Here is an 18428-nt window from a genome sequence, read left to right as displayed (position 1 = left end):
CACGAGAGACGGAAGCGACCATGCTCCGGCAGCACCCGCCGCTGACCTACCCGTTCGAGCCCAACGGCCTCGAACTCGACCCCCGCTACGCCGAGTTGCGGGACCAGCCGCTGGTCCGGATCCGGATGCCGTACGGCGACGGCGCCTGGCTGGCCACCCGGTACGAGGACGTCCGGGCGGTGCTCGCCGACCCGAGGTTCAGCCTGGCCGCCGCGATGGGCGAGGACCAGCCCCGGATGCGCCCGGTGTCCCGCACCGGCGCCGGCCTGTTCTCCACCGAACCGCCCGAGCACACCCGGCTGCGCTCGCTGGTGGCCAAGGAGTTCAGCGCCCGCCGGGTGGAGCGGCTGCGGATCCGGGCCGCGGAGCTGGCCGACGAGCTGCTCGACGGCATGCTCGCCGCGGGCGCCCCGGCCGACCTGGTCGAGGACTTCGCGATCCCGATGCCGACCACCATCATCTGCGAGGTGCTCGGCATCCCCGCCGAGGACCACCGGATGCTCTGGGAGTGGGCGGAGACGGTGCTCTCCGCCGTCACCCCGGGCGAGGTGCTCGCGGTCGAGGGGCGGGCGTTCATCGACTACATGGCCGGGGTGCTGGAGCTGCGCGGCCGCGAGCCCGGCGAGGACCTCCTCACCACGCTGGTCCGGGCCTGCCGCGAGCAGCGGCTGATCGGCGAGGAGGAGCTCCTCTCCATCGCCTGCGACCTGCTGATCGCCGGCTTCGTCTCCACCACCAACCAGATCGGCAACTTCTTCCACCAGCTGCTGGTCAACCCCGAGGAGTCGGCACGGCTGCGGGAGCGGCCCGAGCTGATCCCCAGGGCGGTCGAGGAGCTGATGCGGTACGTGCCGCTGCTCACCGGCTTCAGCCTGCCCCGGTACGCCACCGCGGACGTCGAGCTGGGCGGGGTGGTGATCCGGGTCGGCGAGGCGGTGATGATCGCGACCGCCGCCGCCAACCGGGACCCGGAGGTGTTCGAGGAGCCGGAGCGGCTGGTCCTCGACCGGCCGGGCAACCCGCACATCGGCTTCGGCCACGGCGTGCACTACTGCATCGGCGCGCACCTGGCCCGGCTGGAGCTGCAGGTGGCGATCGAGCGGGTGCTGACCCGCCTGCCCGGCCTGCGGCTGGCCGTCCCCGAGCGCGAACTGCGCTGGAAGGAGGCCTCGATGGTGAACGGTCTGCAGGCGCTCCCGATCGCCTGGTGACCGCCGTCGCGGGCGGCCCGACCGGGCCACCGCCAGGCACCGCCAGGCACCACCAGGCAAGGCAAGGACCACGAGGAAGGCCAGAGATGGCACGGCAGAAAGACACCGCACCCCGGCGGGAGTCGATGATCGTCATCGGCGGCGGTCTCGGCGGACTGTCCACCGGGTGCTACGCCCGGATGAACGGCTACCGCACCAGGATCTTCGAGATGCACGAGATCCCCGGCGGCTCCTGCACCGGCTGGGACCGCAGCGACTTCACCTTCGACTGGTGCATCAGCTGGCTGCTCGGCAACGGCCCGGGCAACGAGATGTACCAGATCTGGCTCGAACTGGGCGCGCTCCAGGGCAAGGAGATGCGGCACTTCGACGTCTTCAACATCGTCCGGGGCCGGGACGGCCGGGAGGTCCGCTTCTACTCCGATCCGGACCGGCTGGAGGCGCACCTGCTCGGCCTCTCGCCGGCCGACGCCGCCCCGATCCGCGAGTTCTGCGCCGGGATCCGCACCTTCCGCAAGGCGCTCGCGGCCTATCCGTTCCTCAAGCCGGTCGGGCTGATGGGCCGGCTGGAGCGCTGGCGGATGCTGGCCTCCTTCGTCCCCCACTTCAACACCATCCGCAAGTCGATCACGCTGCTGATGACGGACTTCTCGCAGCGGTTCCGCGACCCGCTGCTGCGCGAGGCGTTCAACTTCATCCTCTACGAGAAGCACCCGGCCTTCCCGGTGCTGCCGTTCTACTTCCAGCTCGCCTCGCACGCCAACCACGCCGCCGGGGTGCCGGAGGGCGGTTCGCTCGCGCTGGCCCGGTCGATCGAGGAGCGCTACCTCGGTCTCGGCGGCGAGATCACCTACAACGCCAAGGTCGAGGAGATCCTGGTCGAGCGGGACCGCGCGGTGGGTGTGCGGCTCAGCGACGGCCGGGAGTTCCGCGCCGACATCGTGGTGTCCGCCGCCGACGGCCACACCACCGTGATGAAGCTGCTCAAGGGCCAGTACCTCAACGACACCTACCGGCGGCTCTACACCTCGCTGATCGACGAGCCGGGCCAGCTGTCGCCCGGGTACGTGTCGCTCTTCCTGGGGCTGCGCAAGCCGTTCCCCGAGGGCGACCCGTGCACCACCCACCTGCTGGGCGAGCGGGAGACGGCGGAGCTGACCGGGATCCGCTGCCCCTCGGTGAACGTGCAGTTCCGCACCCGGCACTACCCGGAGCTGGCGCCGGAGAACTCCACCGTGGTGTTCGCGACGTACTTCTCCGACATCGCCCCCTGGCGGGCACTGCACGAGGGCCCCGAGCAGTCCTCCCGGGTGCGGCGCGGCGAGGAGCTGCACACCCTGCCGGTCAAGCACGGCCGGGAGTACATGGCGGCCAAACGGCGGGTCCGCAACGGCATCGTCGGCTTCCTGGACGAGCGCTACCCGGGCTTCAAGGACGCGGTGGCCGTCGCCGACGTGTCCACCCCGCTGACCCAGGTCCGCTACACGGGCGTCTACGACGGCACCTTCCCCGGCTGGAACCCCTTCGTGGAGGGCGCCGAGACGGTGGAGGAGGAGATCAAGAAGAGCGGCCCGGTGCTGCCCGGGCTGTCGAACTTCTACCTCTCCGGGGTCTGGGCGACCATCGGCGGGCTGATCCGGGCGGCCGCCGCCGGACGGCACGTCATGCAGTTCGTCTGCCGGGACGACGGGATCGAGTTCACCGCCGGGATCGACCCGAGCGCCCCGATGCCGACCCACCTGGTGATCCCGGTGGGCCGGCCCGCGGAGCCGGGCCGACGGACGGTGCCGCCCGCGAGCAAGCCTGCGAGCAAGGCCGCGAGCAAGGCCGCTAGCAGCAAGGGCGGCAAGGGCGGCAAGAGCGACGAGAACAGCGAGGACAGCGAGAACGTGCAGACGGGAGCCCTGGCATGAGGATCGAGAAGTGGGTGGTCCGGGAGCACCTGGACGGTGTGCCCGACGTCAACCGGGTCTACGAGAAGGTCGTGGAGGACGTCCGGATCGACCTGCGGCCGGACGAGATGCTCTTCCGGACCAGGTACGTCTCGGTGGACCCGTACCAGAACGGCCTGGCGCTGGAGACGCCGATCGGCCACCACATGGGCGCCGACTCGATCATGGAGGTGGTCGAGGCCGGTCCGGCGGCGGCGTTCGCGGTCGGCGACCTGGTGCAGGGCTTCGGCGGCTGGCGCACCCACGTCGTCCACAACGGCGCCGAGGAGCTGTGGACGACCGGCATCTTCCCGATGGTGTTCCCGGCCTACCGCCGGCTCGACCCGTCCTGGTACGGCGAGCGGCTGCCGGTCTCCACGGCGCTCGGCATCATGGGCGCGCCCGGGATGACGGCCTGGGGCACGCTCACCCGCTTCCTGGAGGTCCGGCCCGGCGACACCGTGGTGGTCAGCGGCGCCTCCGGCTCGATCGGCACCCTGGTGGGCCAGTTGGCGAAGCGGGCCGGGGCCGGCCGGGTGGTCGGCACCACCGGTTCGCCGGGCAAGGCCGAGTACCTGCGCGAGCTGGGCTTCGACGAGGTGGTGCTCTACACCCAGGGCGACGACGCGGAGAAGGCCCGGCAGGCGCTGCTGCTGGCGGCGCCGGACGGCGTCGACCGGTACTTCGACAACCTGGGCGGCACGGTCACCGACGCGGTGTTCACGATGCTGAACGTGGACAGCCGGGTGGCGGTCTGCTGGCAGTGGGCGACCACGGTGAACGGTGAGCTGACCGGGCCGAGGCTGCTGCCGTACATCATGTTCCCGCGCACCACGATCCGCGGCATCTTCGCCCAGGAGTGGTTCACCGAGCCGCTGTTGGCGCAGATGCACCAGGAGCTGGGCGGGCTGGTCCGGGACGGGGAGATCCGCTACCACCAGACCGTGCACAAGGGCTTCGACGAGATCCCGTCGGCCTACCGCAGCCTCTACCTGGACCGCGAGCACAACCGGGGCAAGGTGCTGGTCGAGGTCTGACCCGGCCGGGACCCGCCGGGACTCCCGGGATCCGCCGGGACTCCCGGGATCCGCCGGGATCCGAGCCGGTCCGCCGGCGGGAGGGGCGCCCTCCCGCCGGCGGCGGATCACTCGTCGTCGAGGTCGATGTCGAAGCCGCCGGCGTCCGAGCCGTCCGGGGTGCCGCTGATCGCGTACCCCTGGCGGCGCGCCTCGTAGCAGGCCACCGTGGCGGCGGCGGAGACGTTCAGCGAGCCGACCCGGCCCAGCTGGGGCACGAACACCACCTGGTCGCAGAGGGCGAGCGCGTCCGCCGTGATGCCGCGGTCCTCGTGGCCCAGCACGAAGGCGACGGCCGGGGTCAGCTCGGCGGCGAACATCGGCACCGCCTCGTCGGCCAGTTCGAGGCCGACCACCTTGAAGCCGTCGGCCTTCGCCGCGGCCACCGCCTCGGCGACGGTGGGGAAGTGCTCCACCTTCAGGTACTTGTCGGTGCCCATCGCGGCCTTCTGCGCGCCGGAGGAGCGCACCGACGGGGTGTCACCGGTGAGGTAGAGCTTCTCCGCGCCCATCGCGGCGCCGGTCCGGACCACCGAGCCGACGTTGAACGGCGACTGGAGGTTCTCCAGGATCATCGCGAGCCGGAACTCGTTGCCACGCCGCCAGGAGCGGTGCAGCCGCTTCAGTTCGGTCCCGCGGAGCTGCTTCACGACGTCGTCCCTCGTCCACTCTCGGGGCCCTCGCCCGCCGTCGGGCGGGGCCGCGCTTCCAGAATCCGGAACCCGTTGACCGAGGTCAGCCGGGTGGTCGGCCAGCCGTGCTCGTTCAGCCACTTCTGCAGCGAGTCCGAGCCGAGGTGCTTCTGCACCACCAGGAAGGCCGAGCCGTCCGGGGTGAGCCGGTCCAGCCACTGCTCCAGCAGCCCCCGCAGCGCCGCCTTGCCGATCCGGATCGGCGGGTTGGAGTAGATCGCCGCGAACCGCAGTTCGGCCGGGACCTCCTCCGGCAGCGCGGCGTGCACATTGCCCAGGCCCAGCGACTCCGCGTTGTCCCGGACCAGGTCCAGGGCGCGGCCGTTGACGTCCACCGCCCAGACCGGGAGCCGCTTGCGGCGGCTCGCCCAGGTCAGCGCGATCGGGCCGTAGCCGCAGCCGATGTCCAGGATCGGGCCGCGCACCCGGGGCGGCGGCGCCTGCTCCAGCAGGATCCGGGTGCCCGGGTCCAACCGGCTGCGGGAGAAGACGCCCGCGTCGGTGCTGAGCTCCAGGGTGAGGTCCGGCAGGGTGACCGTGATCGGCCGGCGCTCGCTGGCGACATCGGGTGCACCGGAGAAGTAGTGCGAGCCGGACATGCGTTTCCCCGTCGTTCGTAAGGGCCTCGGGGCCACCGGGAGGTGTGGGTAAGCCCTGCTGGTACGGCTCCGATCGTACCCCGGTGCCCGGCGGGGCCCGTGTCCCGCGCGGCGGGGGTCAGGGCGTCCCGGGGGTCTTGCGGGTGGCGACGTTGATCCGGTTCCAGGCGTTGATGGTGAAGCAGAGCGAGATCAGCTGCGCCAGCTCCGGCTCGGGGAAGAGCTCGGCGGCCCGCTGGTACACCGCGTCGGAGACGCCGTCGCCGATGCGGGTGATTTCCTCGGCCAGCGCGAGGGCGGCCCGTTCGCGCTCGCTGTAGACCTCCTCCGGGGCCTCGCGCCAGACCGGGAGCAGATAGATCCGCTCGTCGCTCTCGCCGGCCTTGCGGGCGTCCTTGACGTGCATGTCCAGGCAGTAGGCGCAGCCGTTGAGCTGGGAGGAGCGGACCTGCACCAGCTCGACCAGGGCCGGGTCGAGGCCCGCGCGGGCGGCGGCGTCCAGGGCGATCATCGCCCGGAACACCTTGGGGGCGGTGCGGGCGAAGTCGAGGCGGGCGGTGGTCCGGTGCGTGGTGGTGTTCGTCATGGGTACGAGCCTAGGAACGGGGTGCACCCCGGGCGGGGTGCATTCCGGGCCGGTTTTCCCGGGTCAATTCCCCGGGCGGGCAACACGCCGGGGGGCCGGTGGCGCGTCGCGCCGGGCCGGTGGCCGACGGATACTGCGAGTACCCCAGCGAGCGGGACCCACGGGCCGGGGGAAGCCTCCGAGGAACCTTCGAGGAACGAGGACGGACACCATGCCGCAGAACCACGAGGACTACCTGGACGAGGTCGCCGAGGCCGTGGAGGCGGAGAACGAGGCGGCGGAGGACGAGTACGACGAGCTGGCCGAGCGCCGCGCACTGGGCGCGGACCCGGCCACCGAGGTCGCGGACGTCGCCGAGCAGAGCCGGACCGTCCCGCTGGACGAGGACGAGTACCGGGAGTAGCCGGCCGGGACCCCTCGCCGGGCCCTAGAGCGCCCTGCGGCGCTGGAGCCAGGTGAACGCCGCCCAGCCGGGGAGCACCGGCAGCACGAAGGTGAGCAGCCGGAAGAGCACGACGGCGGCCATCGCGCCGCCCACCCCCATCGAGGGGGCCCGCTCCAGCAGTCCCACCAGCGCGCTGTCCACGAAGCCCGCCCCGCCGGGGGTCGGGGCCGCGTTCCCGGCCGCGTTGCCGACCAGGAACACCACCCCGACCGAGGCGAAGGACGGATCCTGCCCGACCGCCCGGGCGCAGCAGTACAGACAGGCGATCAGGGTCAGCGACACCAGCAGCTGCCCGGTGAAGCCGACCGCCAGCCGCCCCGGGTTGCGCAGCAGCTCCACCAGCCGGGGCAGCACCTCGGCGGTCAGCGGGCGCAGCCGGGCGGCCAGCCAGCGCCGGGCCGGCGGCACCGAGGACACCGCGGCCAGCAGGACGCCCGCCACCGCGAGGCCGCCGACCACGGCCGGCAGGGCGTCCAGGTCGGAGCCGCCGGGCTCGACCCCGGTCAGGTAGACGAACGCGCCGAGCTGGAGCAGGTGCAGGGCCAGGCCGAGCAGTTGGCCCACGCCGACGCTGGACAGGGCCTGCGCGGTCGGGATGCCGGCCCGCTGGAGGAAGCGGGTGTTCAGCGCGACGCCGCCGACCCCGCCGGGGGAGACCAGCTTGACGAAGGACCCGGCCACCTGGGCGAGCACGGCGTTGCGGAAGTCCAGCCGTTCGGGGACGAAGCCGACGAAGCCCATCGCCCCCGCGACATGGCCGGCCGCCGCGGCCAGCACGGCGAGGGCGAGCCAGAACGGGTCGGCGTCGGCGAGGGCCGCGATCGGGTTCTGCTCGGTGGCGAACAGCTGCGGCACCAGCAGCCACCCGGCCGCCAGGCCGCCGACGACGGCGAGCAGGGTGCGGGGGCGCAGCCGTTCCAGCCGGACCGGCCGGACGGGCGCCTGCGGGCGGCTGCGGAGCACCTCGGCGCGGATGCCGTCCAGCAGGTCGGGGGCGGGTCCCGCGGCGGGCGCGGGGTCGGCGGGCGCGTGGTCGGCAGGCGCGGGGTCGACGGGCGCGGGGTCGACGGGCGCGGGCTCGACGGCGGGCGCCTCCGGGCCGGTGCGCTGCGGCGGCACCCGGGGCGCGGCCGCCGCGGCGTCGCGACGGGCGGCCTGCTTGAGCGCCGCCCGGGTGCCGCGGGTCAGCGCGATGGGCTGGAGCAGCGGCAGGGCGGCGGCGACCGCGTCCGGGCCGAGCACCGACACCGCCGCGCGCACCGAGCGCTCGGCCCCGGTGCGCAGCGCGAGTGTCGTGAGCAGCTGGGCGATGTCGCTGAGCAGCACCAGCTCGCCGGCCGCGATGTCCCCGTCCGCGAGTCCCACCAGGTGCACCGCCCCCGCCGGGTCGACCAGCAGCGCGGAGGGCGCGAGCGCGCGGTGCGCGATGGCGCGCCGCTGGAGCAGCGCCAGCTGGCCCCAGGCGTCGGCGAGCAGCGCGTCGGTGACCTCCTCGTCGGCCAGCTCGTCCAGGGTGCGGCCGGGCAGCCGCCGGTAGGCGACCAGTGCCGCGTCCCGGCCGAGTTCGGCGGTGGCGGCGACCGGGCGGGTGCGGACCCCGGCGGCGACGGCCGCGTAGGAGACCAGGGCCTCGTGCTCCAGGCCGGTGCGCAGCGAGCGCAGCGCGCGCGGGTGCGGGGCGGTGCGCAGCCGCAGCCGGCGCCAGGCCCGCTGGACCAGGGCGGCGGTGACCGCCTGCCGGTCGAGCAGTTGGACGTCCAGGTCGGGGCGGTCCCCGTGCTGGCGGACCAGGTAGCGGTCCGGGCCGTCCGGGGTGACGGACACCGGCTGCAGGCCGGCCTCGCGCAGGCTGTGCAGCAGCTGGCCGGTCCGGGGCCGGGGGTCCGGGGTGCCGACGGCCCAGCGGGTGCCGTGGGCGGCCGTCCAGCCGATCAGCACACCGAGCAGCAGCGCGGTCGGGGTGGCCGCCCCGGCGGCGATCCCGGCCAGCGCGGACAGGGTGAGGACGGTCCACGGCACCCGGCGTTCGCGGGCCGCGGAGGCGGTGAGGAAGGCCAGGACGGGCGCCAGGTAGCCGTAGACCGGCTCGGTGTGGGCGAGCGGGGCGCCGGGCAGCGGCCGGGTCAGCGCGGAGACCAGGGAGAACGGCGCGGGGTCGTCGATCCACAGCGCGAACAGCAGGGTGACCCCGTACGCCAGGACGGCGGCCAGCACGCCGTCGGCGAGCTGTTGGAGGACGTGCCGCCGGTCGGCCCCGGGGGCCAGCAGCCGGCGGGCGGCCGAGCAGCCGGGCAGGAGCAGCAGGGCGGCGGTGGTGAGGCCGGTGGCGACGCCGCCCAGCGGGTGCGGGATCAGGGCGGCGGCGCCGCCGACGTCCTCGGCGAGGCCGTTGGTGGTGGCGCGGGCGTAGTCGGCGGACAGCAGGGTCAGGGCGATCACGACGAGGCCCGCGAGCAGCCGGATCAGCGCGGCCGGCTGGCGGACCCGGCCGGTGGCGGCTATGCCCGGGGGGCCGGGCGGGGGCGGCGGGCCGGCCGCCGTGCCGTCCGCCGGGACGCCCGCTGTGTCGCCCGCTGTGCCGTCCGAAGTGTCGCCCCCCGTGCTGTCGTCCGTGCCTTCGGCCGTGCCGCCGGCCCTGCCGCTTGTCGCGTTCCCCGTCGCATCCCCCACGGACGGCATGCTCCCACGAGCCCCCGGCAGCGTGTCTCGGGGCGCGGGGCGGGCCCGCCGTCACTACCCTGCGTCCCATGAGCGCCTGCGAAGACCTCGCCGCCGCACCCCGGGACCTCGCGCCCCTGCCACCCCTGGACGGCTGCGCCGACTGCCTGGCGCAGGGGCGCCGGGACTGGGTGCATCTGCGGCTCTGCCTGGACTGCGGCCGCATCGGCTGCTGCGACTTCTCGCCGCAGCGGCATGCCACCGCGCACTTCCACAACAGTTCCCATCCGGTGATCCGCTCCTACGAGCAGGGGGAGGACTGGCGCTGGTGCTACGTCCACGAGCTCATGGGGTGACGGCCCGGCCGGGTCGGGGCCCCGACCGGGTTGACGTCCGGGTGCCCATGGGTTGAGGTGTAACTCCCGACATATCTGGACATAACGCCCGTACGGCCCTCGGTCGGCGCCTGTCCGGCCGACGGCCGCCGAAGGGAGCCGACGATGACCAAGCAAACAGCGGGGAGCCCTCACAAGCTCCGCCGCGGCACCCAGGAGCTGCTGGAGCGCCGGGGGATGGCCACGATGCCGATCGCGCTCCCGCCCCGCCCGGCCGGTTCCGCGCGGGCCGCCGCCGGATCCGCGAGCGCCGCCTTCCGGCACGGCGGCCGGGACTCCGCGACCGCCGTCCCGCACTCCGCGCCCGCGCAGCACGCCGAACTCAAGGGCCACCGCCACCGCGGCGCCGAGAAGCACAGCGCGCACTGACCCGACCGCGCGCCCCGGTCACCGTCCTGATGTGCGGTCAGGGCCGGTCCGGGGCGCGCGGCGGCGCTGTCGGTGGCCTGCGGTACGTTCGGGACGATCGACGGCGGCGGGCGAGTGGGGGTACGGGCGATGGCCGAGCTGATGACGGAGGAGCCGGTCGAGCTCCAGTTGGAGCGGTACCGGACGGAGTTGACCGGGTACTGCTACCGCATGCTCGGCTCGGTCTTCGAGGCCGAGGACGCCGTCCAGGACACCATGGTCCGGGCCTGGCGCCACCACCGCGGCTTCGAGGGCCGCGCCGCGCTCCGCTCCTGGCTCTACCGGATCGCCACCAACGTCTGTCTGGACGCGCTGAACGGCCGCAACGCCCGGGCCCGGCCGATGGACCTGGCCGGCCCGTCCACCGTGGCCACCGCGACCGATGCCCGGCTGCCCGAGGTCGCCTGGCTCGGCCCGGCGCCGGACGGCCGGGTGCTGCCCGAGACGGCCGACCCGGCCGAGGTGGCCGCGCAGCGCGAATCGGTGCGGCTGGCCTTCGTCGCCGCGCTCCAGCGGCTGGCGCCCCGGCAGCGGGCGGTGCTGATCCTGCGCGAGGTGCTCGGCTGGCGGGCCAACGAGGTCGCCGAACTGCTCGGCGTCACCGTCGCCTCGGTGAACAGCGCGCTCCAGCGGGCCCGGGCCGCGCTCGCCGCCGACCCCGCCGCGAGCCGCCCGGCCCCGACCCTGGACGAGGACCACCGGGCGCTGCTGGCCCGGTACGTCGCCGCGTTCGAGGCGTACGACATGGACGGTCTGGCGGCGCTGCTGCACGAGGACGTCACGCTCAACATGCCGCCGTTCGCGCTCTGGCTGACCGGGCACGCGGACATCCGGGAGTGGATGCTCGGTCCCGGGTCCGGCTGCCGGGGTTCCCGGCTGGTGCCGGTGGTGGCCAACGGCAGCCAGGCGTTCGGGCAGTACCGGCCGAGCCCGGCGGGCGGGCACGAGCCGTGGTCGCTGATCGTGCTGGAGGTGTCATCGGGCCGGATCACCGGGGTCACCAACTTCCTCGACACCGAGGTGCTCTTCCCGCTGTTCGGCCTGCCGCCCCGGCTGGAGGCCGGGGAGTAGCCCCGCCTCCCCGCCGTACGCCTCCCAGTACTCCCCGCCGTCCTGCTCCTCGTCCGGTTCGACGAGCAGTACGGCGGCCAGCCCGCTGAACGCGAGCAGTTCGCGCAGCGGGCCGTTGGCGTTGCGCAGGACGAGCCGCACGCCGTGCCGGGCCGCGGCGAGCCGCAGCCGGGCCAGGGCGTCGACCACGGCCAGGTCGGGGGCGGTCAGCGCGCCCAGGTCGCAGATCAACGGAGGGGCGGCGGAGGTGCGGGTCTCGGTCTTCACCCAGGGGAGACCGGTCCGGCGCCCGGGGCTCATCGGCCCGCCGGGAAGTTCTCCGGAAAGTCCGCCGGAAAAACTTCGCCGGGGAGCGATGAGTTTCCGCCGGGCCCCCGGTCTACCCCTCCGAAAGCGCGGCACCGGGCCGCGTGCACCGAACAGAGGGAACCACCACCATGACCGAGAACCTCGGCACCCTGTCCATCGTCCGCGAGCTGCCCGCCACCCCGGCCGAGGTGTTCCGCGCGTACGTCGAGCCCGAGCAGTTCGTCCGCTTCTGGGGCCCGGTCGGCACCACCGTCCCGCTGGACACCGTGACCATCGAGCCGGAGGTGGGCGGGCGCTTCGACAGCACGATGGTGCTGGAGGCCACCGGCGACCGCTACCCGGTGCGCGGCCGGTTCACGGCGGTCCGCGAGGGCGAGCTGCTGGAGTTCCTGGAGGAGGGCGTCGGCCTGACCGGCCGGATCACCCTCACCGACCTCGGCGACGGCCGGACCGAGGTGCGGATGGAGCAGGAGAACGTCCCGGCGATGTACCTGGGCCCGGAGGCCGAGGCCGGCCACAACTCCAGCTTCGACCGGCTGGTCGAGCACCTCGCGGCCCGTCGCTGAGGCCGGCGGGGCCCGGCTGGCAGAGTGGGGCGCACATCGTCCCAGAGCCCGAGGAGGGCCCGCCGTGCCGGTCGAGCCGTTGAAGTCCCGTGAAGAGTGGTTGGCCTCGTTGCCGCGGATCTACGCGGCGGCGGGGTGCGTCCTGCGGGACGCGTCCGGTCGGATCCTGCTGGTGAAGGCCGGGTACCGGGAGCACTGGCAGTTCCCGGGCGGGACGATCGACCTCGGGGAGGGCCCGGCCGAGTGCGCGGCCCGGGAGCTGTTGGAGGAGACCGGCATCGTCCGCGAGGCCGGCGAACTGCTGGCCATCTCCTGGACCCACCCCTCGGGCGAACTCGACCACCCGGCCGAGCACTTCCTGTTCGACTTCGGCAGTGTCCCGGACGGCACCCCCGTGACCGTCCCGGCCGGCGAACTCGACGACCACCGCTGGGTCGAGGACCGGGAGGCGCTCGAACTCCTGGGCCCGGCGCGCTCGCTGCGGCTGCGTGCGGCGCTGGAGGCGAAGGCCGACGGCCGGGTGCGGATCGTCACCACCCACGTGTCGGGCTTCTGACCGCGACCGGCGTCCCGGTCGTCCTGGCCGTCCCCGCCGTCCCCGCCGTCCCCGCCGTCCCCGCCGTCCCCGCCGGTGTCCCGGGGGCGCGCCCGTCCCGCGGCCCCCGGAACGGTCCGGTCACGCCTGCCCGGCGCCGGTGCCGTCGGTGCCCGGGGCGGTGAACGCGGCGAGGATCTCGACGACGAACCGCTCGATCCCCTCCTTCCGCACACCGAGGTCGTCCAGCACCCCGGCGCCGTTCTCCAGCTCCAGCAGGGCGAGCAGGATGTGCTCGGTGCCGACGTAGTTGTGACCGAGCTTCAGCGCCTCCCGGAAGGTCAGCTCCAGCGCCTTCTTCCCCCGGGCGTCGTACGGGATCAGCGCCGGCACCTCGGCGGCCGGGGCGGGCAGCGCCGCCGTCGCGGCGGTGCGCAGCGCCTCCGGGGTGACGCCCTGGCCGACGAGCGCCCGCGCGGCCAGGCCGTCGGGCTCGACCAGCAGGCCGAGCAGCAGGTGCTCGGCCCCGATCTCGGCGTTGCCGGCCCGGCGGGCCTCCTCCTGGGAGGCCATCACCACGTGCCGGGCCCGGTCGGTGAACCGGCCGAAGCCCTGGCTGGGGTCGAGGTCGTTGGGCGTGGCCGGGTCCTTGGGCACGAAGCGCTTCTGGGCGGCCTGCTTGCTGACGCCCATGCTGTGGCCGATGTCGGTCCAGGAGGCGCCGGAGCGGCGGGCCTGGTCGACGAAGTGGCCGATCAGGTGGTCCGCGAGCTCGCCGAGGTGGTCGGCCGCGATGACGGCGTCCGAGAGCTGGTCGAGCGCGTCCGGGTGGAGCTTCTTGATGGCGTCGATCAGGTCGTCGAGGCGCAGCGGAGTGCTCTTGGGAACGATCGGATTCTCCATGCCGTCAACCGTAGGTTGTCGATACCGAATCGTCAACCATCGGTTGACGATGGGGCGAGTTGGAGTCTCAGGGGGCCAGCAGCCGGCCGCGGACGGCCGCGAGGTCGGCGGCGGAGACGCCGGCGGCCGACAGCCGGGCGACCGGGTCGAGATCGGCGAGGGCGGCGTGCACGGCGGCCTCGGCGGTGGTGCCGGCCTCGGCGAGCACGGCGTCGATCCGCCGGTACTGGTCCGGGAGGCCGAGCATGCCGTAGAGGGGGCGGACGTTGGGGGCGCTCAGCAGGTAGTCGGCGACGATCTCGGCGGGCTCGACCTCGGCGAGGGCGAGCAGCAGCAGTGCGGCGAGGCCGGTCCGGTCGCGGCCGGCGCCGCAGTGCACGACCAGTCCGCCGGGGCGGGCGCCGGCGATCGTCGCGATCAACTCGGCGACGGCGCGCGGGCAGTGGTCCAAGTAGGGGCGCAGGGCGAGCGGGGTGCCGTCGAGGTGGCCGTAGGCCTGCCACCAGGCGGGGCCGGCGAGTTCGTCCAGCGGGACGCGGATCAGTTCGACGTCCCCGGGGAGCGGGAGGAGCGGCTTGTACTCCTCGATGTTGCGCAGGTCGACGACGGTGCGCACGCCGTGGTCGAGCAGGGCGTCCCAGCCCTCGGCGGTGAGGCGGTCGAGGTTGTCGGCCCGGGCGATCGCCCGGCGGGTGGTGCGGGTTCCGGCGGTGGTGGGCAGTCCGCCCAGGTCGCGGACGTTGAGGCAGCCGTCCCAGACGAGCGTGCGGTCCTCGGTGGCGGTGGTGCGCGCGTCTGCCCGGCTCATCAGGTTCCCCGTTTTCCTCGGCGAGGGGGTCCCGTTACCCCCTCGTTATGTGGACTACCGGTGGAGCGGGATGGTTCCTCGGATCGTCCGATGATCAGGGTGTGACGATCCGACAGCGGTCCGTCGGCGGCGGTCCGAGGTCGGTCGGCGGTGCGTCGGCGGTCCGTCGGCGTCCGGGTGCCGCTCAGGCGGCGGCGGCCTCGGTGCGGACCAGCTTCTCCATCGGCTGCGCGGCGGCCTGCCCGAGCATCGAACCGGCGACGATCGCGCCGACCAGCAGCACCGTGGACAGCCACGCCATGGTCGCCACCGGCAGGGTGAAGGCGCCGGCCACCCGGGCCACGCACTCGGCGAGCAGCGCGGAGCCCCAGATCACCGAGAACAGCCGCTCGTAGCGGCGGAACGGCCGCGAGCCGGCGGCGAGCCGGTCCCAGGCGGCCTCCCGGGCGGCCTCGCCCTTGGTGAGGAAGGGGCGCAGCGCGGCGGACATCAGCGGCCGGGCGGTCAGCGCGGAGCCCAGGATCGCCAGCGCCATGAAGCCGCTGAGCACGGCCTCCTTGGCGAGCATCAGCCGGGCGTCGCCGCTGACGGTGGTGAGCACCAGGCCGACCAGGTTCACCCCGAGCATCAGGGCGGCGAAGCGGTTCAGCGTCCGGTCCTTGGCCAGGCCGAGAACGGTCCGGGCGACCGGGAACGCGCTGCTCCAGGCGAGGGCGGCGAACTCGCTCGTCCCGAGGCCGGAGTGGAGGAGGTAGAAGGCGGCGAGCGGGCCCGCGATGTCGACGGCGAGCGGGCGGAGGGTCCTGACGAGCGGGTGCGGTGCCTTGGCGGTGACGGCGGTGGCGGCGCCGGTGGTGACGGCGTCGGCGGCGGCGATCTGGCTCATGGTGGGTCCTCCCCGGACTGGCTGCTCGGTCGGCGGGGCGTTGCCCGCTCCGTCGTGCCTCCAGTGTTCCGAGCGGGACCCCTCGCCCAGCAGTGCCGTCCGTTGCGGGATCCGCATGACAGTTGTCACGGTGCGCGCCGTGACAGTGCCACCGAGCTGCGAATACGCCTGACCTGTGGACGAGTTGACGCAACGTCGGGCCGACCTGCGGTCAGCTGCGCTCGAAGTCCCAGAGCGGCCGGCCCAGGGTGTCCGCGCAGTGCACGGCGGTGAAGCGCTCGTCCTCGGCCGACAGGAATCCCCGGGCGACGCCGCGCAGCACGGTGCGGGCGGCGGCGTCCGCCCGGGTCCAGGCGCCGGTCAGCACCAGCACCCTGCCGACCAGCTCCGCGCGCTGGATCCGGGCCACCGGGACGGCCAGCAGCGTGGTGTTGACCTGCTCCAGTTCGGCGGCGGACAGATAGGTCTCGCCGGTGCCGTCACCGCGCTCCCGGTCCAGCCGGCGGCGCAGCTCGGGCAGCCCGTAGTGGCGGACGGCGGCCACCGAGTCGTCCAGCGCGACCTGCCAGCGCGGCCCGGGCAGCACCTCCCACCAGACGTCCTCCCGCACCGGCAGCAGCTCGCCGATCCGGGACCGCCAGGACTCGATGCCGTAGACGGCGCGCGGGTCCGGTCGCGGACCGGGGAAGGCCGCGGCGGACCAGTCGGCGCGGCTGACCAGGCTCAGGTCGAAGGTGTAGCGGACCCGTCCGTCGGCGGGCCGCTCGACCACGCCGACCATGGCCCAGTGGGTCGGGTCGGGGAGGGCGAAGGTCCGCCGCCCGCCGGTGAGGCCCAGGAGCCGGAGCGCGGGCGCGAGGTGGTCGCGCAGGCCGCGTTCGTGGAACTCGCGGGCGGTGGTCATGACGGTCCCTGGGGGTCGGGGCAGGCAGTGCTCGGCGGCACCCGGGGCGGGGGAGGGGCTGGGCGCGGGCGGCGGCGGCCGGAACGGATCGTTCACCTACAACGTAGGCAGGGCGGCGGTCGCGCGGCCGCGGGCGAAGGCCAGCAGGTCCCGGGACCTTCGCCCCGCGCGCGGTCCGTCCAAGGGCCCGGCGACGTGTGCCCGCCGGGCCCGGGAGCGCCTGCGGACCGCCCCGGGGCCGCCCGCGGACCGGGCCGGGGCCGGACCGGGTAACGGTCGGGCTCACCGGACCGGGGCGTTCGCCCGGATGGCGCATGATGTGGCGGGTGCAGAGTGCAGAACGCCCCGGAGCGGGCACCGACAGCCCCGTCGGCCGGTCCGGACCGGTCACGACGTCAGGCCCTCCCCTCGGCCCGCCCCCGCGCGAGGCCCCCGCCCCCGTCGATCTGACCGAGGCCGTCCGGGCCGCCCAGCGAGGGGACGAGGAGGCCTTCCGACTGCTCTTCCGCAGCGTGCAGCCGGGTCTGCTCCGCTATCTGCGGGTGCTGGTCGGCGGGAGGCCCGAGGACGCCCAGGACGCCGAGGACATCGCCTCCGAGGCCTGGCTCCAGATCGCCCGCGACCTGGGCTCCTTCTCCGGGGACGGCGACGGCTTCCGCGGCTGGGCCGCGACCGTCGCCCGCAACCGGGCCCTGGACCACCTGCGGGCCCGGCGCCGACGGCCGGTCGCCGACCTGCCGGTCGAGTACCTCGCCGAGCTGGCCGGCGGGGACGACACGGCCGGGGCGGCCCTCGCCTCCGTCGGCACCTCGGACGCGCTGGCGCTGATCTCCCGGCTGCCGAGGGACCAGGCCGAGGCGGTACTGCTCCGGGTGGTGATGGAGCTGGACGCGAACAGCGCCGCCCAGGTGCTCGGCAAGCGCTCCGGCAGCGTCCGGATGGCCGCGCACCGGGGGCTGAAGCGGCTCGCCGAGCTGCTGGAGCAGTCCTTCCCGACAGGTGGGGGCGGTGGTGCGGCGGGTGCCGGGATCCCGGCCTCGCGGTCGGTCCCCGACAACGGTCCGGCGGGCAGCGGGACCGTGCGGCAGGGCCGTGGAAGATCCGCGAGAAAAAGTTCTCCCCAAGGTGTGACAGAACGCCGGGCCGCGACGCTGAAGGACATGAGATGAGCACCAACCGACCCCGTCGGATCGACCGTGACACCGCCGAGCAGCTGCTCGCCGGTGCCGTGGGCGGCCCGCCGGCCGGACAGGGCGCCTCGCTCACCGGCCCGGACGGCAGCACCGGGCGCACGGGGTCCCCCCGGTCCGAAGCCGGACCGGCAGACCGGGTCGCCCGTGTGCTCGCCGCCGCCGCGGCGCCGGCGACGGGGGGCGAACTGGCCGGGGAGGAAGCGGCCCTGGCCGCGTTCCGGGAGGCCCGTCTCGCGTCCGCAGCAGTACCCGCCGCACCCGCACCCGTCCGGAGACGTTCGATGGCCGCCGCCACGCTGACCAGGGCCTTCAGTACGAAGGCCGCTGCCGTCGTGCTCGGTGCCACGGCGCTGGGCGGGGTCGCGGTCGCGGCCGGCACGGGCAACCTTCCGGTGACCCTGGGCGGCGGTTCGGACCAGCCGCACCGGGGGGTGGTCGCCCCGGACACCTCCGCCCCGTCGGCCACCGCGGCGACGCGGTCCGAGGCACCGGCCGCCCGGCCGGCGAACCCGCCGTCCGCCTCCGCTCCGACCGGTGGCGCGAGCGGCGGTGCGTCGTCCGGCAGTCCGTCCCGTCCCGGTACCGCCTCGGGCGGCCCGGCCGCCGCGGATCCGACCACGGCCGATCCGTCCGGGCCGGAGAAGCGGACCGAGGAGACGCCCGCCCGCACCCCGGGCGAGGGCCGGAGTTCCGCGACCCCTTCCGCCCACGCGGCCCTGTGCAAGGTGTTCGCCGACCGGGCGGGCAAGGGCGAGCGCCCGAGGCTGCTGGTCGCGGATCCGCAGTTCGGCGTGCTGATCGCGGAGGCCGGCGGGCCGGACAAGGTGGCGGACTACTGCGCGCGGGCGCTCCGCGACCCGGGCGACGACGACCACAAGGACGCCTCCGGCCAGGGCTCCGGCTCCGGGGACTCCCGGCCGGGCGCCGGTTCCGGCTCGGGCTCGGGCAGGTCCGGCGGCGGCTCCGGACCGGGCGGCGGAGACAGCCAGGGCAGCAACAGCCAGGGCGGTACCGGTCAGGGCGGCACCAGCCAGGGCGGCAAGAACAAGGACGGCGACCCCGCGGCCGCGGCCGGTGGCAGCGGTCCGGGCTCCGGTCCGGGCAACGCGGGCAGCGGCGGGAACGGCGACGGCGGCTCCGGCCGCGCACCGAGGACCGCCACCGTCCCGCCGGCGGCGGACCCACCCGTAGGGCCGGGGCCGGACCGCACGGCACGACCCGACAGCACCCCGGGCAACCGGAGGTGACCCAG

The 18428-nt window shown here is 74.7% G+C and carries 20 protein-coding genes; 11 read left to right on the top strand and 9 right to left on the bottom strand.

Annotated elements, in window-relative coordinates:
• Positions 1 to 20 precede the first annotated feature (20 nt).
• From IF01_RS0113605 to IF01_RS0113595, 3 genes are all read left to right on the top strand, one after another.
• Positions 21 to 1211, top strand: coding sequence for a cytochrome P450 (locus IF01_RS0113605; RefSeq protein WP_030393627.1), 1191 nt, complete (start codon positions 21 to 23; stop codon positions 1209 to 1211).
• Positions 1212 to 1297: 86 nt separating this feature from the next.
• Entirely contained in the window at positions 1298 to 3124 is a 1827-nt protein-coding gene (locus IF01_RS0113600) for a phytoene desaturase family protein (protein ID WP_030393626.1), read from the top strand.
• Positions 3121 to 4179 carry an MDR family NADP-dependent oxidoreductase gene (locus IF01_RS0113595; RefSeq protein ID WP_030393625.1) on the top strand — a complete coding sequence of 353 codons (1059 nt, stop codon included), beginning with the start codon at positions 3121 to 3123 and terminating at the stop codon, positions 4177 to 4179. The genes IF01_RS0113600 and IF01_RS0113595 overlap by 4 nt, the downstream gene beginning before the upstream one ends.
• A 107-nt stretch (positions 4180 to 4286) precedes the next feature.
• Here the strand turns inward: IF01_RS0113595 and IF01_RS0113590 are convergent, their stop codons facing one another.
• The 3 genes from IF01_RS0113590 to IF01_RS0113580 form a co-directional block, all read right to left on the bottom strand.
• A complete protein-coding gene (locus IF01_RS0113590; protein WP_030393624.1) occupies positions 4287 to 4868 on the bottom strand; it encodes a TrmH family RNA methyltransferase in 582 nt (193 codons plus the stop codon).
• The gene (locus IF01_RS0113585) at positions 4865 to 5509 is read right to left on the bottom strand and encodes a class I SAM-dependent methyltransferase (RefSeq protein ID WP_037779739.1); all 645 of its coding nucleotides are present in this window, start codon (positions 5507 to 5509) and stop codon (positions 4865 to 4867) included. Before IF01_RS0113585 ends, IF01_RS0113590 begins: the two co-directional genes overlap by 4 nt.
• A gap of 118 nt (positions 5510 to 5627) precedes the next feature.
• Positions 5628 to 6095 (bottom strand): carboxymuconolactone decarboxylase family protein, encoded by a 468-nt coding sequence (locus IF01_RS0113580; protein ID WP_030393622.1) that lies wholly within the window; start codon positions 6093 to 6095, stop codon positions 5628 to 5630.
• Positions 6096 to 6306: 211 nt separating this feature from the next.
• On the opposite strand from IF01_RS0113580, the gene IF01_RS0113575 reads away from it, so the two are divergent.
• A complete protein-coding gene (locus IF01_RS0113575) occupies positions 6307 to 6498 on the top strand; it encodes a hypothetical protein (RefSeq protein ID WP_030393621.1) in 192 nt (63 codons plus the stop codon).
• Positions 6499 to 6522: 24 nt separating this feature from the next.
• Here IF01_RS0113575 and IF01_RS0113570 read toward each other — a convergent pair whose 3' ends face one another.
• Positions 6523 to 9210 (bottom strand): lysylphosphatidylglycerol synthase transmembrane domain-containing protein, encoded by a 2688-nt coding sequence (locus IF01_RS0113570; RefSeq protein ID WP_157855216.1) that lies wholly within the window; start codon positions 9208 to 9210, stop codon positions 6523 to 6525.
• A gap of 77 nt (positions 9211 to 9287) precedes the next feature.
• Between IF01_RS0113570 and IF01_RS0113565 the strand changes: the two genes are divergently transcribed.
• The 3 genes from IF01_RS0113565 (at position 9288) to IF01_RS0113555 (ending at position 11072) form a co-directional block, all read left to right on the top strand.
• Positions 9288 to 9554, top strand: a complete 267-nt coding sequence (locus IF01_RS0113565) for a UBP-type zinc finger domain-containing protein (RefSeq protein ID WP_030393619.1) — start codon at positions 9288 to 9290, stop codon at positions 9552 to 9554.
• Positions 9555 to 9698: 144 nt separating this feature from the next.
• On the top strand, positions 9699 to 9962 hold the full coding sequence (locus tag IF01_RS0113560) for a hypothetical protein (RefSeq protein WP_157855215.1): 264 nt from the start codon (positions 9699 to 9701) through the stop codon (positions 9960 to 9962).
• Between the two features lie 129 nt (positions 9963 to 10091).
• The gene (locus IF01_RS0113555) at positions 10092 to 11072 is read left to right on the top strand and encodes a sigma-70 family RNA polymerase sigma factor (protein ID WP_078879926.1); all 981 of its coding nucleotides are present in this window, start codon (positions 10092 to 10094) and stop codon (positions 11070 to 11072) included.
• Here the strand turns inward: IF01_RS0113555 and IF01_RS0113550 are convergent.
• Positions 10977 to 11339, bottom strand: a complete 363-nt coding sequence (locus tag IF01_RS0113550; RefSeq protein ID WP_244215498.1) for an STAS domain-containing protein — start codon at positions 11337 to 11339, stop codon at positions 10977 to 10979. The genes IF01_RS0113555 and IF01_RS0113550 overlap by 96 nt on opposite strands.
• A gap of 170 nt (positions 11340 to 11509) precedes the next feature.
• Here IF01_RS0113550 and IF01_RS0113545 point away from each other — a divergent pair, with 170 nt between their 5' ends.
• On the top strand, positions 11510 to 11947 hold the full coding sequence (locus IF01_RS0113545) for an SRPBCC family protein (protein WP_030393615.1): 438 nt from the start codon (positions 11510 to 11512) through the stop codon (positions 11945 to 11947).
• 64 nt (positions 11948 to 12011) lie between these two features.
• Positions 12012 to 12503, top strand: coding sequence for an NUDIX domain-containing protein (locus tag IF01_RS0113540; RefSeq protein WP_051740454.1), 492 nt, complete (start codon positions 12012 to 12014; stop codon positions 12501 to 12503).
• A gap of 120 nt (positions 12504 to 12623) precedes the next feature.
• On the opposite strand, the gene IF01_RS0113535 is transcribed toward IF01_RS0113540, so the two are convergent.
• The 4 genes from IF01_RS0113535 to IF01_RS0113520 form a co-directional block, all read right to left on the bottom strand.
• Positions 12624 to 13385: a Clp protease N-terminal domain-containing protein gene (locus tag IF01_RS0113535; protein ID WP_030393613.1), complete on the bottom strand. Its 762-nt coding sequence runs from the start codon at positions 13383 to 13385 to the stop codon at positions 12624 to 12626.
• Positions 13386 to 13452: 67 nt separating this feature from the next.
• Positions 13453 to 14193: a tyrosine-protein phosphatase gene (locus IF01_RS0113530; protein WP_051755292.1), complete on the bottom strand. Its 741-nt coding sequence runs from the start codon at positions 14191 to 14193 to the stop codon at positions 13453 to 13455.
• A gap of 184 nt (positions 14194 to 14377) precedes the next feature.
• A complete protein-coding gene (locus IF01_RS0113525; protein ID WP_030393611.1) occupies positions 14378 to 15079 on the bottom strand; it encodes a VC0807 family protein in 702 nt (233 codons plus the stop codon).
• Positions 15080 to 15290: 211 nt separating this feature from the next.
• Positions 15291 to 15983, bottom strand: a complete 693-nt coding sequence (locus IF01_RS0113520) for a hypothetical protein (protein ID WP_030393610.1) — start codon at positions 15981 to 15983, stop codon at positions 15291 to 15293.
• A 317-nt stretch (positions 15984 to 16300) separates the two neighbouring features.
• Between IF01_RS0113520 and IF01_RS0113515 the strand changes: the two genes are divergently transcribed.
• A complete protein-coding gene (locus IF01_RS0113515; protein WP_244215501.1) occupies positions 16301 to 17152 on the top strand; it encodes an RNA polymerase sigma factor in 852 nt (283 codons plus the stop codon).
• Complete coding sequence (locus tag IF01_RS48215) at positions 17149 to 18423, top strand: hypothetical protein (protein WP_037779736.1); 1275 nt, start codon at positions 17149 to 17151, stop codon at positions 18421 to 18423. The genes IF01_RS0113515 and IF01_RS48215 overlap by 4 nt, the downstream gene beginning before the upstream one ends.
• Positions 18424 to 18428: the final 5 nt, after the last annotated feature.

This window comes from Kitasatospora purpeofusca (assembly GCF_000718025.1).
Lineage (GTDB): Bacteria > Actinomycetota > Actinomycetes > Streptomycetales > Streptomycetaceae > Kitasatospora > Kitasatospora purpeofusca.
The sequence above is the reverse complement of the archived record's forward strand: the minus strand, read 5'-3'. Positions and strand labels throughout refer to the sequence as shown.